The 15,681-nt window shown below is 47.5% G+C and carries 15 protein-coding genes; 8 read left to right on the forward strand and 7 right to left on the reverse strand.

Annotated features, from left to right (window positions below; genetic code table 11):
• The first annotated feature begins 250 nt into the window (after positions 1 to 250).
• From P0M28_RS10585 to P0M28_RS10605, 5 genes are all read left to right on the forward strand, one after another.
• Positions 251 to 571: a DUF6660 family protein gene (locus P0M28_RS10585; protein WP_302209871.1), complete on the forward strand. Its 321-nt coding sequence runs from the start codon at positions 251 to 253 to the stop codon at positions 569 to 571.
• An 82-nt stretch (positions 572 to 653) separates the two neighbouring features.
• On the forward strand, positions 654 to 5,078 hold the full coding sequence (locus tag P0M28_RS10590; RefSeq protein WP_302209872.1) for a CusA/CzcA family heavy metal efflux RND transporter: 4,425 nt from the start codon (positions 654 to 656) through the stop codon (positions 5,076 to 5,078).
• A 12-nt stretch (positions 5,079 to 5,090) separates the two neighbouring features.
• A complete protein-coding gene (locus P0M28_RS10595) occupies positions 5,091 to 6,305 on the forward strand; it encodes an efflux RND transporter periplasmic adaptor subunit (protein WP_302209873.1) in 1,215 nt (404 codons plus the stop codon).
• Between the two features lie 17 nt (positions 6,306 to 6,322).
• Positions 6,323 to 7,114 (forward strand): cation efflux transmembrane domain-containing protein, encoded by a 792-nt coding sequence (locus P0M28_RS10600; protein WP_302209874.1) that lies wholly within the window; start codon positions 6,323 to 6,325, stop codon positions 7,112 to 7,114.
• Between the two features lie 16 nt (positions 7,115 to 7,130).
• Positions 7,131 to 8,024, forward strand: a complete 894-nt coding sequence (locus P0M28_RS10605; protein ID WP_302209875.1) for a cation diffusion facilitator family transporter — start codon at positions 7,131 to 7,133, stop codon at positions 8,022 to 8,024.
• A gap of 80 nt (positions 8,025 to 8,104) precedes the next feature.
• On the opposite strand, the gene P0M28_RS10610 is transcribed toward P0M28_RS10605, so the two are convergent.
• From P0M28_RS10610 to P0M28_RS10640, 7 genes are all read right to left on the reverse strand, one after another.
• A complete protein-coding gene (locus tag P0M28_RS10610; RefSeq protein WP_302209876.1) occupies positions 8,105 to 8,866 on the reverse strand; it encodes a transglutaminase-like domain-containing protein in 762 nt (253 codons plus the stop codon).
• Positions 8,867 to 8,917: 51 nt separating this feature from the next.
• Entirely contained in the window at positions 8,918 to 9,688 is a 771-nt protein-coding gene (locus P0M28_RS10615) for an AraC family transcriptional regulator (RefSeq protein WP_302209877.1), read from the reverse strand.
• A 522-nt stretch (positions 9,689 to 10,210) separates the two neighbouring features.
• Positions 10,211 to 11,191, reverse strand: coding sequence for a tyrosine-type recombinase/integrase (locus P0M28_RS10620; protein ID WP_302209878.1), 981 nt, complete (start codon positions 11,189 to 11,191; stop codon positions 10,211 to 10,213).
• 375 nt (positions 11,192 to 11,566) lie between these two features.
• Positions 11,567 to 11,986, reverse strand: a complete 420-nt coding sequence (locus P0M28_RS10625; protein WP_302209879.1) for a hypothetical protein — start codon at positions 11,984 to 11,986, stop codon at positions 11,567 to 11,569.
• A gap of 112 nt (positions 11,987 to 12,098) precedes the next feature.
• The gene (locus P0M28_RS10630) at positions 12,099 to 12,473 is read right to left on the reverse strand and encodes a hypothetical protein (RefSeq protein ID WP_302209880.1); all 375 of its coding nucleotides are present in this window, start codon (positions 12,471 to 12,473) and stop codon (positions 12,099 to 12,101) included.
• A 59-nt stretch (positions 12,474 to 12,532) separates the two neighbouring features.
• Positions 12,533 to 12,814: a hypothetical protein gene (locus P0M28_RS10635; protein ID WP_302209881.1), complete on the reverse strand. Its 282-nt coding sequence runs from the start codon at positions 12,812 to 12,814 to the stop codon at positions 12,533 to 12,535.
• 2 nt (positions 12,815 to 12,816) lie between these two features.
• On the reverse strand, positions 12,817 to 13,086 hold the full coding sequence (locus tag P0M28_RS10640) for a helix-turn-helix domain-containing protein (RefSeq protein WP_302209882.1): 270 nt from the start codon (positions 13,084 to 13,086) through the stop codon (positions 12,817 to 12,819).
• Between the two features lie 435 nt (positions 13,087 to 13,521).
• On the opposite strand from P0M28_RS10640, the gene P0M28_RS10645 reads away from it, so the two are divergent.
• Genes P0M28_RS10645 through P0M28_RS10655 form a run of 3 tightly spaced genes read left to right on the forward strand, consistent with a single transcriptional unit; the run spans position 13,522 to position 15,671 of the window.
• Entirely contained in the window at positions 13,522 to 14,160 is a 639-nt protein-coding gene (locus P0M28_RS10645; RefSeq protein ID WP_302209883.1) for a recombinase family protein, read from the forward strand.
• 43 nt (positions 14,161 to 14,203) lie between these two features.
• Positions 14,204 to 14,380 (forward strand): hypothetical protein, encoded by a 177-nt coding sequence (locus P0M28_RS10650; RefSeq protein WP_302209884.1) that lies wholly within the window; start codon positions 14,204 to 14,206, stop codon positions 14,378 to 14,380.
• Positions 14,337 to 15,671, forward strand: a complete 1,335-nt coding sequence (locus P0M28_RS10655; protein WP_302209885.1) for a radical SAM/SPASM domain-containing protein — start codon at positions 14,337 to 14,339, stop codon at positions 15,669 to 15,671. Before P0M28_RS10650 ends, P0M28_RS10655 begins: the two co-directional genes overlap by 44 nt.
• The last annotated feature ends 10 nt before the right edge of the window (positions 15,672 to 15,681 follow it).

The raw sequence follows: 15,681 nt of genomic DNA on the forward strand, positions 1-15,681 counted from the left end.
GTAAATGACGAATTTTGTACGAAGTCTGCTCTTGAAACAGTTTAGGTTGGGTAAGCAGTGACTATATACCTTAAAACTTAATACATTCTTTTTGCTAAAACCTAAGTGCTATATACCGGGGCGAAGTGTTGCTGAGAGAAGATATACAGGATATTGAGGGGAAGGGGATCTTTAAACAGGCAATTTCAAAAAACGGAAACTAAGCAAGCGCTTCTATCGTTGAGCAGTGGTAGATAAACACTTTACATCTTTGCGCGTCTTTTCTCTCGTATGGTCTTTTTATGTACTGCTGCTAGCCTCAGTCCCTTGCAGCGATGAACCCGTATCCGACGTGGCTACCGACCAGACTGTTGTAGCAGCTAGCCAATCCGATGCGCATCCGCACGGACACGATAGCGAAGATTTTTGTACTCCGTTTTGTCAGTGTCATTGCTGCCATTCCCACGTAGTATTCTTTGCCGCCTTTGGGTCGCTGGATCGTCCTGAGCCAGTAACTCCATCATTTATAAACTATACTCCTCAGGCCGAACAGTCCTACGCCTTCTCTCTATTTCAGCCTCCACAAGGGTAGATTAGCTCACTGTTTTTTGCCTCTTTTCCCCTTTATCCGGGAGAGGTATGTCATTTTTTATTGGCTGATCTAATCCATTTATATGATTAATAAAATCATTGCCTTCTCGATACACAACAAGTTTATCGTAGGGCTGCTGGTGCTCGCTTTGATCGGTACCGGCCTCTATTCCATGTACACGGTTAACCTGGGGTCGGTACCGGACATTACCAACAACCAAGTGCAGGTGATTACTGTCTCCCAGAACCTATCGACCGAAGATATGGAGCAATTTGTGACCTACCCGGTCGAGCTGGCAATGGGCAACTTGCCGGGCGTCGAAGAAATTCGCTCTATTTCCCGTTTTGGCTTGTCAGTGGTCACCATCGTTTTTGCTGACGATATGGGTACCTACCTGCCTCGCCAACTGGTGCAGGAACAGCTCAACGAGTTACGAGAAACTATTCCCGAGGCATTTGGCATCCCCTCTCTGGGGCCGATCTCTACCGGTTTAGGGCAAATCTACGAGTATACTCTTCAGCCTAAAGCGGGCTACGATACGGTCTATTCACCTATGGAGCTACGCACTATTCAGGACTGGATCGTCAAGCGACAGCTTACGCTGCTGGACGGGGTGGTAGAAGTCAACTCCTTCGGGGGTTACATTAAGCAGTACGAGGTAGCGATCATCCCCGAACGGCTCAACGCGATGGACATCAGTATTTCAGAGGTGTACGAAGCCTTAGAGCGCAACAACGTCAATACGGGCGGAGCTTATCTGGAGAACGACCGGATGGCTACCTTCATCCGGGGCGAAGGGCTTATTCGCTCACTAGACGACATTCGGAAGATTGTGATTAAAAACGAACAAGGCCTTCCAATCACCATTGGCGATATTGCCGAGCGGGTGGACTTCGGCCATCAGATACGCTACGGGGCCTTTACCCAAGATGGCGAGGAAGCGGTCGGCGGGATCATCATGATGCTGAAGGGGGCTAATCCCAACGCGGTGATTCAGGACGTAAAGGAACGAATGGCCGAGGTAGAAAAATCGCTGCCTAAAGGACTGGAAATTACTTCCTTCATTGACCGTAGTGCCTTGATCGGCCGCACCACCGATACGGTACAGCAAAACCTGCTAGAAGGAGCACTGATCGTCATCTTTGCCCTGGTCATCCTGCTAGGTAGTTTGCGGGGCGGCATCATCACGGCTACCACCATTCCATTGTCGCTGCTGTTTGCCTTTATCCTGATGAAGCAGTTCGGCGTGTGGGCCAACCTGATGAGCTTAGGGGCTATTGACTTCGGTATCATCATCGACGGGGCGGTTATCATCATCGAGGGTACGGTATACGAAATTCAGAAACGCATCCGAGCCGGACAAGCAAAGTTTACCCAAGCCCAAATGGACGAGGTGGCCTACGAGGCAGGTAGCACCATGATGAACTCGGCCTTCTTCGGGCAAATCATCATCCTGATTGTGTTTGCCCCTATTCTGTTTTTGACCGGCGTAGAGGGTAAGATGTTCCGCCCGATGGCCTTTACCTTCGGCTTTGCTATGCTAGGAGCCATTGTGTTGTGTCTGACCTACGTTCCTATGATGTCGGCTCTACTGATGCGCCCGATCACCAATCAGAAGAACTGGTTTGGGCGATTAGAACGCGGGTTGGAACGGTTCAGTGATCGGCTCATCGGCGGACTGCAACGCGCTTACCAACCTCTGCTACAAGGGGCCTTACGGTTCAAAATGGTAGTACTGGGCGTAGCCCTATTATTGTTGGTCGGAGCCGGGTTCCTCTTTTCACGGATGGGCGGTGAGTTTGTGCCCCAGCTCGACGAGGGTGACCTGGCAATGCAAGCCTTGATCCGACCGGGTAGTTCGCTCACTCAATCACTAGAAGTTTCCAAAGCGATTGAGACCCTTTTGCTGGATAACTTTCCAGAAGTGAAGACAGTAACTGCTCGCATTGGGGTGGCCGATATTCCGACTGATCCTATGCCGATGGACATTGCCGATATGTATATCATTCTAGAAAAGGATCGCGATCAGTGGGTAAGCGCCGACACTAAAGAAGAACTGATTGACCAGATTAAGGATACACTTAATAAGGAGCTGACCGGGGTCAATCTAGTCTTTACCCAACCGGTAGAGCTGCGCTTCAACGAATTGCTGGAAGGGGTTCGCGAAGACATAGCTGTCAAGCTTTACGGCGAAGACCTGGAGGTCTTATCCAGCAAAGTAGAAGAAATGGCTGAGATCATCCGCACTGTTCCCGGTGCCGGGGATGTCAGCCCGGAACGTATTACGGGACTGCCCCAGATGACAGTGCTCTACAACCGCGATAAGCTCGCCCAGTATGGCTTGGATATTCAAAAGCTCAACGAGTACATCAGCTCAGCCTTCGCGGGGGGCGTGGCCGGAGTGGTGTTCGAGGGCGAAAAGCGCTTCGATCTGGTCGTGCGGCTTGACGAATCCCACCGCCAGGATATTGATGACCTACGCACCTTGTACGTTGACCTCTCGGATGGCACCCAGATTCCGATTAAAGAAGTAGCGGATATCCTCTACGTACCCGGGCCCATGCAGATTTCGCGTGATGACACCTACCGTCGTACCTACGTAGGCGTGAACGCTCGAGGGCGTGATGTGGAGTCAGTGGTAAATGACATCCAGCAACGGCTGGATGAAGAACTAGATCTGCCGCCGGGCTACTACATTACCTACGGCGGTGAGTTTGAGAACCTGCGGCGAGCCAAACAGCGACTTTCGTTGGTAGTCCCTATCGCTTTGTTTCTAATCTTCGTGCTGCTCTACTTTGCCCTGGAGTCCTTCTGGCAGTCACTGATGATCTACGTAGCCATTCCACTTGCCACCATCGGAGGTGTGCTGGCCCTATGGCTGCGCGACATGCCGTTCAGCATCTCGGCGGGCGTGGGCTTTATCGTGCTGTTCGGCGTGGCAGTGCTTAACGGCTTGGTTTTGATCAACCGCTTCAATTCTCTCAAGGAAGAAGGAGTAACCAGCATCCGTGAGCGCATCATGACGGGCACTAAGGAGAGAATCCGGCCCATTATGCTTACGGCTACAACCGATATCTTTGGTTTCCTACCAATGGCCTTTTCTTCGTCGGCTGGAGCCGAAGTGCAGCGTCCCCTGGCTACCGTGGTGATTGGCGGGATGCTCAGTGCGACCCTGCTGACGCTGGTGGTTCTACCTGCACTCTATTCTCTACTGGAACACTGGCGGGCTAACCGTATGGATAAAAGCCCCGAGGAACCTAAAAAACTGGCCTCAACACATTTTATCGTACTGCTTATTCTGAGCGGAGGACTTTTAAGCTTTTCTAGCCCAGCATGCGCGCAGTCAGACAGTTTGCCTACGATTAATCTGGAACAGGCGCAAGCACGGGCGGTGACAAACTATCCCCGGCTACAAGCAGATCGGCTGGAAATTGAAAATCAGCAGATGCTCAAAAAGACCGCCTGGAACTTGGGCAACACTCAGGTATTTACCGGGCGGGAAGAAGTCGATGCGAACTTGGATATAGGCAATGGGGTGCAAACAGTAGTGGGGGTACAGCAGCAACAAGTTGCTATCTTCGGGATTGCTCCCCGATTGCGGCTCCAACAGCAACGGGTCACCTTGGCCGAAGAATCGCTCGAGTTGTCTACCGCCGAAGTGGTGCGAGCAGTAAGCCAGGCGTGGGGCCAAGCCTACACTACGCAGCGGATTTACCGGGTATACGACAGCTTGGAAGCGGTCTTCGATGACATCGTGCGGGCGGCTAAAATCCGATTGGAAGTAGAAGAAACTTCTCGGCTCGCCTACCTGGCTACTGCCAATCAGGCCAACGAAGTGCAGATTCAACGAGAACAGGCCTATCGCGATTACCGGGCAGCCCTGCAACGGCTCAACCGCTGGTTGGTCAGCGATACATTATTTACCGTAGCCGACGTATCAGTCGACATACTGGATGAGCCACTACGTCAACGAACCGATTCACTCACTGACCACCCTTTGCTGGATGTTTACCAACAACAGCTTCGGGTAGCTGACGCTACGGTTCACGAGCGACGGGCGCAGTTCTATCCGCAACTCCAGGGACAGTACGGCTGGCAGCGCGTCGATGGACAGAGCGGATTTTATACGTACCAACTTGGCGTGCGGGTACCGCTGTTCTTCGGTCCCGAGCTGGGCCGCACCCAGTCTGCCCAAGTGGAGCGCGCCATCGCTGAGCAACATTTGCGGCAAACCCTACAGGACATTCACGCCGCCTACCACGAAGCACAGCAGCAGTATCTGAAGTGGCGCAACTCCTGGAACTACTATCAGGAAAACGCCCTGCCGCTAGCGCAAGAGCAACGCACTGGGTCGGTGCTAGCCTACCGGGAAGGGGCTATCGACTACGTGACCTTTCTACAAAATATCCGGGACGCCATTCGTATTGAAGTAGATGCCTGGCAGGCCTTCGGTAACTATCTGAACCGCCGCTACCAACTCACCTATTATCTGAACTCATCCAATTAACGCAATACAATCATGAATAAGCATCGTATATTCGTAGCAATTCTCGGGCTGATCGGCTTATTGTTCGTAGGCTGTGACAGTGAATCTGCCGAGCATCAGGAAGGTCAAGGGCTCCATTCTGAGACCAAAGAGACCGAGCATGACGAAGGGGAAATTTCCAGAGTCGTTCATTTATCTGATCGTAAGTTTCGTAGTCTGGCTATCAAGATAGATACAATTCCTATCCGTCCGCTGACCGGTGTAGTGAAAGCTAACGGACGATTGGAAGTACCGCCCCAGCACGAAGCCACCGTGACAGCCATCCTGGGAGCCAATATCTCATCCATCCGGGTGATTGAGGGTGATAAAGTGAGTAAGGGGCAGGTGCTGGCATATATCGCTCATCCAGACCTCGTTCAGCTTCAAACCAACTATCTGAAGGCTTACCGACAAGCGCAGTTTCTAGAGAAAGAATACCAGCGGCAAAAGCGGCTCTATGAAGCAGAAGTCGGAGCTGGCAAAACCTTTCAGCAGACCGAGGCCGACTACCTATCTATACGGGATGAGGTGAAGGGTTACGAAGCTCAGTTGCGGCAGCTTTCGCTCAACGTTAGAAAGATTCAGAACGGCGATATCTACGACTACGTACCAGTGGTCAGCTCGATCAAAGGCTATGTAGAAAAGGTGAAAGTCCAGGTAGGGCAGTACGTTGACCCCCAGACCGAAATGTTTGCGATTGTAAACACCGAGCACGTCCATGCCGACCTGATGGTCTTTGAAGAGGATGTGTACAAAGTGAAAGAGGGCCAGCAAGTGTTTTTTACCGTAGCTTCGGTGCCGGGCAATACGCTGCGGGCAGAAATCTATTCGGTAGGTAAACAGTTTGAGCAGAACCCGCGGGCGGTGCACGTGCATGCTGAGATCAAACAGAAAGAAGACTACCTTATTCCGGGTATGTATATTATGGGTAAGATTCATACGGAAAGCAAGGCAGTGCTGGCCCTGCCGCAGGAAGCCATCGTCGAAGAAGCGGGTAACCCTTACCTCTTTTTAGCGAAAGCGCATCAGGAAGATGGGCAAACAGAATGGGAGTTTACTCCCGTGGAAATCCGTACCGGAACTGTTGACGAAGACTGGGTAGAGGTGAATTTGTTGGAGCCACTGCCCTCCGGGGCGCAGGTAGCCTGGAACAACGCCTATTACCTGGTTGCCGAAATGAACAAAGGCGAAACTTCGCATGGTCACTAAACAACACTAGGCACAACATGAACAAATCGACCTTTAGAATTACGAAGATGGACTGCCCTTCTGAGGAGCAGATGATCCGGATGAAGCTAGCCCCCTACGAGCAGGTCAAGCAGCTTTCGTTTGATATTCCCAACCGAATCTTGGCAGTATACCATACGGGGGATATAAAAAGCATTCACCGGGCCATTGGTGAACTCCAGCTCAACGACCGCTTGGAAAGTACCGAAGAAGCGGAACTACCGGTGGCAACAGATGACTCCCGCCAGCGAAAGATACTCTGGTGGGTGCTCGGGATTAATTTCGGATTCTTTGCGGTGGAAATGACTACCGGTTGGATTTCACGCTCTATGGGCTTGATAGCTGATTCGCTGGATATGCTGGCAGATTCTATTGTCTACGGATTAAGCCTCTTTGCGGTTGGAGCGGCCATTTCCCGAAAGAAGAAAGTAGCACGTATCAGCGGCTATTTTCAAATGGGATTAGCTCTGTTAGGCTTTTTAGAGGTCTTACGAAGGTTTTTTAGCGATAGTGAAACGCCTCTGTTTGAATGGATGATCATTATTTCGGCGTTGGCACTCATCGGCAATTTGGTTTCACTTTGGCTCATCAATAAAGCCAAAAGTGAGGAAGCTCACATGCAGGCTAGTGCTATCTTTACCTCTAATGATATCGTTGTTAACGGGGGAGTGATTGTCGCTGGGGTATTGGTCTATCTGTTAAACAACAAATGGCCTGATCTGGTGATCGGCGGAATTGTCTTCACCTTTGTGGCGCGAGGGGCTATCAGAATACTAAAACTTTCCCAATAAAAACAAAACTAAATTTATGGCACACAATCATTCACACGCACACAATCAATCAAGTAAGAACCTGAAAATTGCTTTTTTCCTCAATCTAGGCTTCACTATTCTGGAGTTCATCGGCGGTTTGTACGTCAATAGCATCGCTATTGTATCGGACGCAGTGCATGACTTGGGTGACAGCCTGTCGCTGGGTACTTCCTGGTACCTAAACCACAAATCCAAGCAGGGAGCCACCGATAAGTTCTCTTTCGGCTACACTCGCTTTTCGCTCTTGGGTGCTTTGATCAATAGCTTGGTACTGATTGGCGGATCGGTCTACGTTATCTACGAAGCAGTAGGCAGGATTTTGGAGCCGGAGCACTCAGATGCCCAGGGCATGATTATCTTTGCGATTGTTGGCGTGCTGATTAATGGCTACGCCGCCTGGAAAATGAGCGGTGGAAAATCACTCAACGAGAAGGTTGTCTCTTGGCATCTGTTAGAAGATGTATTGGGCTGGGTAGCCGTGTTGGTGGTCGCCATTGTGCTAAGCTTTCAGGATAATCACTACTTAGACCCAGCCCTGTCGCTGTTCATTACAGCATACATCCTGTGGAACGTGATAAAGCGATTGCGCGAAACGTTGTTCATCTTTTTGCAGGGCGTGCCGGATGACGTGAGCTTGTCGGAAATAGAAAACAAGTTGCGGGCTATTGATCACGTGGACTCCATTCATCATACCCACGTATGGTCGCTGGATGGGGAACATCACGTGCTTACCTCGCATTTAAAATTGAAGAACATTGACAACTTCAAACAGATACTGGCAGTAAAGCAGCAAGCTAAAGAACTGCTGAAGGAATATCCGTTTTCTCATCACACGCTGGAAACGGAACTGGATCAAGAGACTTGCCGACTTGCTCAGTCTAATGAGTAAGGAAATAACCTCAAGTAGTCAGAACGTGCAGTTGCCCTAGTAGGGTGTTGTTGTTCTATACCAGAACGATTCGTACATCTTTATGGTATCAGCATCGGGTTCGCTGGTGGATCGGCTTCAACTAGAGCAGTTGTAACCGGAAACCGGCCCTGGTCCCGGATACCCCGTACGTTATCATTGATTTGGTGACGGATCAGATAGCGGAAGGCCAGACGCTTGACTAAAGACATTTTCTGCTGGTGCTTACTGTAGAACGAGTCCGGCTCGCTAAACAGACCAAAATCCTGATTGATCCCCAAACGTTGAATAAACGTATCGTTGTTCTGCCAATCAATCGCTGGGTTTTGTAAGTCTTCCGTATAAGCACCAAATCCGCAAAAAGTAGTACACCCTTCAAACTTACTTTGTAACTGCGTTAAATACGCTCGGTCCAGAATGACCCCTTCCAGATAAAACCATCGTTCATCGTGCCAGACTTCTACCCAACTGTGCAAAATATTCTGTGGTGCCAGTTTGTACCACAGACCACTGATGGCCCCCTTTTGTAACGCTTTATTAATGGTAAAGCCATGAAAGCGGCAAGGAACATCCACCGCCCGCAGTAAAGCCATCAGTAGCGTAGACTTGGTATTACACTGACCGTACCCGTCGGCTAGTATCCGGGTAGCTGAAATGTCATCGGCTGCATTGTAGCCAAACAGTATTTCATCACGTACAAAAAGATAGATACTGCGGATTTTATCTTCGGTAGAAAGATATCGCCACCCTCTTTGATCCACTAATTGTTGAATCTGCGGGTGAGGGTAGTTCAATAAAGCCGTTTCTTTCAGATATTGTTTCATGTCTACTACAGGTTTAATACTTAGTTAGCAAAGATAGCTAGGGTAGCAGCCTCAATCTTGAATAAAACGGCTATTGTTAAAAAGCTGGGTAGGCGACAAGCCAAAGGTTTCTTTAAATGTTCGGCTCAAGTGAGCACTATCTGAGAAGCCATGCTCATGCGCTAGCTCGGTCAGCGACTTTGCTGGTGAATAGGTCTGAAAAACTTGTACGAGTTTGTTCCATAACTGAAGCCGCCGAAATGTGATGCCGGTTTCCGCTTGGAATAGGTGCCGGAATCGTTCGGGTGATAGAAAGACGTGCGAGGCCGCTTCAGCGAGCGGCACCACTTTATCGGCATTGGCTTCCAGAAAGTCTAACGCATCGAGGATTCTCGAATCGGTGTGATGAGAAGCAGTCAAACAGGTCTGGACAAACGATTGGATAAGCTGGGTATAGGCCAAATAAAACGCCTCTGCCGGTAATTGTCCGGTGAACCACTGCTGACCGAGGGACTGTAGGAGACTTGTCAATTCTTCAGGTAAACGGTCAATGTCACTCGATAAAAAGTGATGGTGAAAAAAGTGGCCGGTGCGGCTGGCAGGGTTGAGCAGGATAATCAACATAGGTGACCGGCTAACCAATCGATGCTCTATCATAGGTTTAATGGCAATGCCGCTGGTTAGTAACAGCAAACCGTTTTGGCCGTATAGCGTCAGCGGTTCCTGTAGCGAAACAGAGCATTGTAGGGCGTAGTGCCGATGGGCAAGGTTATCAGAAAGGTATCCAACGAAGAACCCAGCTCTGTCTTTCAGTAAAATCTTATTGAAAGATGTGCTACTCATTATTAATTTCTTACAATGGGATTTAAATGAAGAGCCGGAAGATTATCACTTACCCCCATACAACAGTAGACCACTTCACAAGTATGGCTCGACATCTAAATTTGGGCTCATACAATTTTCTATTATAAGTATTTTTCTAGGCAGACTTTACACTAATCTATAAGCAAAATTTTTATCACCATGAAACGTAGGTTCAATTCCTGTTTTACTATAAAAATATTAAGAGTATAGTTTGTGCAAGTGTTTTTAATGGTTACATCTTTTATTTGGTTACTACCTTCACTAATGCGATGTTCACGGATTTTTCACAGAAAATGTCTTTTAGAAGATTGAAACCCGTGAATTATTAGGAAAATATGCTTATATCAAGAAGTGATAACTATTTATAATCAAAGATATAGGTTGTAGTCATTCCTATTGTTTCCTACCTGGCAGCGAAGAGGTCAGCGGTTCGATCCCGCTAGGGTCCACCATTAAAATCAATCACTTAGCAGATTTTGGAAAAGCATTCATCAGCCAGGTTCACGGATTTTTCACAGTAGCACCCGGTAACAGATCTGCTTTCTGTCCTTCTTCACTGGCAACTGTATGAGTATAGCGAATAACGGACTTGATATCTTGCCATCGTCCAGTACCTAACATTTGACGTGGATTAAGCCCGGCATAGCGCATCATCCAGGTAGCATAGGTGTGAGAGCCAAGTTTATGAGTAGAAAGGTACTCTAGCTCTTCTTTAGGCTGATCGGGATGATTATGATTATGGTGCTGTATATCGCGGTTGATGCGCTCTACTGTTCGTCGTATGGCTCTGTTGACAGCATCTTTGGCACGATACATAGAAAAAACCCGACCTTGCCGATGAGGTAATTCTAGCAAAGCGTTCATCACAATATCAGGTAAATGTACACTGCGGCTTACCCCTGTTTTTGTGGTCTTGATAAAGGCTGTCTTTTTCTCAAGATCAATATCTTTCCAGTTCAAGCTTAGCACTTCGGTAATCCGGCAGCCAGTATAGGGTAAGAAGGTTGTGATAATCCGAAGATTGTCATTGCAGTATGGCCAGAAGGTTTCAAAATACGCCGGGGTTGCCCATTTCGGCGGAACCGGTTTGATTTTCAGTTTCTTAAAGCGTTTGTATTCACAAAGACCATGCTCGGCAGCCTTATGCATGACTGCCGAAATAGGGTCATACCATAGCCGGTTGATAGATGAGTTCTTGTGGTTTTTAAATGTAGCTCTTGCTCCCTTATCAACGGCAGTCTGGTCAATGTCTCGTAGCTTCCATCGCCCGAAATAGTCAAAGGCAGCTTTCAGAAACTTCTTTTCTCCGTCATGGGTCAAATAGACTTCAATGGCATCGGCGAATGTAGATACCTGCTTTCTTCCGTGAAGAAAACAGTCCCAGATTTCCGTTTCCCGTTTGTGAGCGACGTGTTCGGCTACTTTTCGTTCAGAAGTTCCCGTACTTTCATAAACGTCTTGTCCACGGACGGTACCGCGCATGTACCAGTTCGTTGATTTTTTGATTTTGATAAGTTTGAGGGACATTTCATCATCTCCACTAAGGTTTCTATATCGTTACGAGTGAGAAGAATGGTCGCGCCATCCTTCCGGTGAGGTGCGCCAAGCTGGTGAATGAGCTTGCGTACTTTAAGCTCCGGGTGTTTAAGCTTGACCCATTTGGGGTTGATCATTTTGGCGGCTTGCACTTCGTCATAAAGCATTGGGTCGGGCATTCTTGGTTTTCCTCGAAGCAGTATCAATCCCTGATCACAGTATGATTCTACCGGATAATATTCAGATAGTCGACTGATATTCGATGAAAAAATAGTTATGACCAGAGCGTGGTAATAAAAATGGAACGAGCGGCTTTAGAGCTCAATTATGGTCTTCATAGCCTAGTGCTTGCCTGAGTTCCATGAAGGTCACGCCGGTGGCATCTAGTAACTGCCGTAGGCTGTTATGGCAGTCTTTGGTGAATAGATAGGTTTGATAAGCCGTTTGGCGGTCGGATATGCGATATCGCTCCATCATGAAGCTACTGGGGCTTGCACAACTGAACCTAGCATCCAGGTAGATTCTGGTCTTCTGATAGAGGAACATCAACAGTTCTTCAATGGATGGCGTATGATCGTAGCGACAGGGATATTCGGGAATAACGGTTGAGTTTCCAGTGCTATGTTCACGTATAGTGACTTTCAGGTATTTCAGCGGCTGCGTAGGCTGGGCAATTGACAATCTTTCGGTACGAATGCTAAAAATAAGTTCATTCCAATTCGGGGTGTGGGCAGTATACACATTGCTCTCCTTCGGATAGGTTTGTTTCTCACAAAGAACCCCGCATTCGTTTGTCGCTAAACTTTCCGAATGTGGGGTTTATAGTTCCTCTATCAAGTATGGGATGATATTCCTATTTTGTCAATATATTCCTTTTTTCATTATTGCCGCTGGGCTTATTGTTAGGCTGGTTTAGTTCATCGTAAGGCCAACTTCTTCTATCTTTATCGTCTAAATTATTTGCGGCGGCGTATTGACGATAACGCTCTGTCCAGAGATCAATAATCTCTTGCTCCTCTGGGGTATGTTGATGATCTTTGGGAAAGCGTTCAATTTGCATGTAGATTTGCTCTTCTATATTAGGCATTGTTCCTTCCTCTGCATGTAATAGGCCGTAAATCCAAGTCCATATATCATGGTACTTGTACTGCCTATCGTGGTATTCACATCCTTTATCATGGTGTTCCCAGCGCTTATAGTAATAGCGTTTTTGCTTTGATTGACACATGAGGGTATTTCTGGTTTAGATTGATGTTCTATTTACAGGCTACTGAGACTATGATGACCCTAATCCATATCATAGCTAGGACCTTTCTCTTTGGGATTTTCAGGCTTCTTCTCAGCATCCGGTCGTCGGGATTGATCTTGCATGTTTTTATGCTTTTCCGACCAACGGGCAATTTCTTTATCAAGCTCCTGTTCGTACTGTTGTTTGCCGTCCTTAAGACCCTGTACATAATCTTGAGAACTATCCAGTTTATCAATGACTGTATCGGCTAGTTCGTTGGCGTAACGGCTAAACAGATAGCCATTATTGAAGCCTTTAATATAATCCTTCGTTGCTTCCATCGTTAAAAAGTGTTTTGTGCGTTTCTATCTAAGTGAGCAAGAATAGAATCTCGGTCGTAGAGAATGATTTTCTTTTGGGGCTGGCTGTAGCGGATTTTTCCTTCGTCTCTGAGTTTTTGCAGGGTCGTTTTGGACTTAACCTTAAGCAAGTCCATCGCATCTTCGGTACTGAGCCACTTATCTTGTTGGATTTGCTCGTTGTCCTGTATCCGCTTGACGACTTCTTCCACCAGCGCATAAAACGCCTTTGTTTCCAGACAAATGACTTCCATAAGGTATAGGTTTCAGCCCAAAAATGTGAAATCCAATAGAGAATTGAAAGTCTGGGAAGCAATCAACGGGTAGAAATTCCAACTTCTTTGAACTGTTGTCTTATAGAACGAACGAGGCCTATCTTTTCTTTTCCCACAGAGCAAAGAAAAGATAATGCAATAACTTTTCTTTGATGGCTACTTTTGTCATCTACTAACAACCTTTGAAATCAAAACCCCTTATTCAGAAGTACGATTTCAGTGAATTCTTTGCTGAAAATTTGTTCGTATGTAAACCATCATCTACCCCTAAACAGAAACCCTCATTTTTTGGAAGGCAGAGAGTTTGTAACCATCTCTTATCCAACAACTTGCTATTCTTCACTAAGCAAATTTTAAGCTCATCCTGTCCAAATATAAACGATCCTTAACATCTGAACATAACAGGGGTGCCACATGAAGCAGGCTATTGCCTATTATCGGGTATCCACTACGCGGCAGGGTCGTAGTGGCTTAGGACTGGAAGCACAGCAAAGCGCGGTGAGAAATTACTGTGCACTCCATGAATACGCTTTGATAACGGAAGTCAAAGAAGTCAAATCTACTCGTAAACATCGGATAGGTTTGTTTGAAGCCTTAGACCTCTGCCGACAGCATCGGGCTACTTTAATCGTTGCTCGGCTGGATAGGTTAGGGCGGGATGTAGAACAAATTGCAGGGATTGTTAAATCCAAAGTGGATATTATCGTAACCGATAACCCCCATGCAAACCGCTTTACAATTCACATTCTAGCAGCAGTAGCCGAAGAGCAACGGCAACGCATTAGTGAGGCTACGAAGGCTGCTTTACAAGCGGCTAAAGAGCGCGGTGTTGAGTTGGGTAAAAACGGCAAACTCCTTTCTGTTACCAACCGGAAGGCGGCTCAGGATTTTGCTCATCAGCTCTCGCCGGTGCTGAGGCGATTGCAACGCCGTGGCATTACCTCGGTGCGAGCTATCTCAAAAGAGCTAAATAGGAAAGGGATACCAACCTTTCATGAGGGGGGCAAGTGGCATCCCAGCACGGTGCATACACTAATGAACCGACTAAAGTAAACGAATACGAAGTCTACATAATTTATAACTAATCCATACGACGATGACTGATTTTAATCACGACCTCCAGTTTGATGATACCGCTATCCTGGAAGATACATTAGGCGAAGGCTCGTTAAGTCTTACGGCTGTGACCGGTAATTGCGACTGCTCAGGCTATACCTCTATTCAAGAAGATGAAGAGATTGATACCCCAGAAAGCACCAGAACTCCTGCTTAAGCAAATTGATGAGAAGTACGGGTATGCAGTCAACTGTTCATATCCGAATTCATTTCGGCTTCTGAACCGCTCCCAATATGAAATACTCCACGCGATTAACAACCGCGACGATCTGGAAACTCTATCTCGCCGGTTCGGCATTTCTTCGGAAGAACTAAAAAAGTTTTTGGTGCTGCTGGGTAAGACTGATCTTGTAAGGTTCGATGATGAATTCAGTGTACCACAGCGACCAGAAGAGCCTAAATCGCTGAACTTTTGGATTCACACGACCGATGCCTGTAATCTCGGATGTAGCTATTGTTATATCTCTACACTGAACACCCGTAAGGGCATGTCGGATGAAGTACGGCGGCAACTTCTGTTGAAGCTTACTGAGACCGTAAGAAAGAGGGGTATCAAGCATATCAAACTTCGCCTGGCTGGTGGCGAACCTCTCAGTCAGTTCAAGGTTTGGAAGTCTTTTATTCCTGAAGCAAAAGTCAGTTTGACGGACTTAGGATGCAAGCTGGATGTAGCGTTTATTACCAATCTCACTATCCTTAGTGATGATATTCTGAAATTCTCAAAAGAGTATAGCATTGGCTATGGCATCTCGTTGGATGGTGTGGAAGATACGCATGATGCCACCCGATCCTTCCGCTCAGGAAGAGGCTCATTTCAAGTAGTTGACGCGAATCTGCGAAAGCTCTTGGCAGAAAACATTCCGGTTTCAGTCAATACCGTTATTAGCAACCATATTCTGGCCGGACTGCCGGAACTCACCCGATATCTTATCGCCTTGGATGTTCCTTTTCGCTACTCCATTGTCAAGGGCGAATCTATCCAGGCGGACTTACTGGAACAGTATCTGTTGGAATCCTACACCATCATGGAAAAGGCGATAGCCTCTGGTTGGCAATTTGCCAAGCGATACCAGTTTTGTGACTTAAAACCCAATGAACTAGGGTTTCAAACTTGCACTTCCGGCTTTTCCGGTGGGGCTATCTACGTAGATGGTTCGTTAAAGTATTGCCACGTGCATTTTGGACAAGACGATCATCCAGGCTCCTCAATATTCAATGACGAACTGGATTTGGTGGATATGATTGAGCAAGGTGAGCATCATGAAGAGGCTAAGTCCGAGGATTGCCGGACTTGCCGTTACCGCTCGGTTTGCACGAGTGGATGCCCCGTCTATCGGGTGGATGGGAAAGATCCACAATGCAGCCTGTATTACCGGGTGATCCCAATGTACTATGAACTCCAGGCAAAAGAGCGATTGCACCTCTTGCAAAAACATGGGATGGTATAGCTTATACACA

The organism is Tunicatimonas pelagia (assembly GCF_030506325.1).
GTDB lineage: Bacteria > Bacteroidota > Bacteroidia > Cytophagales > Cyclobacteriaceae > Tunicatimonas > Tunicatimonas pelagia.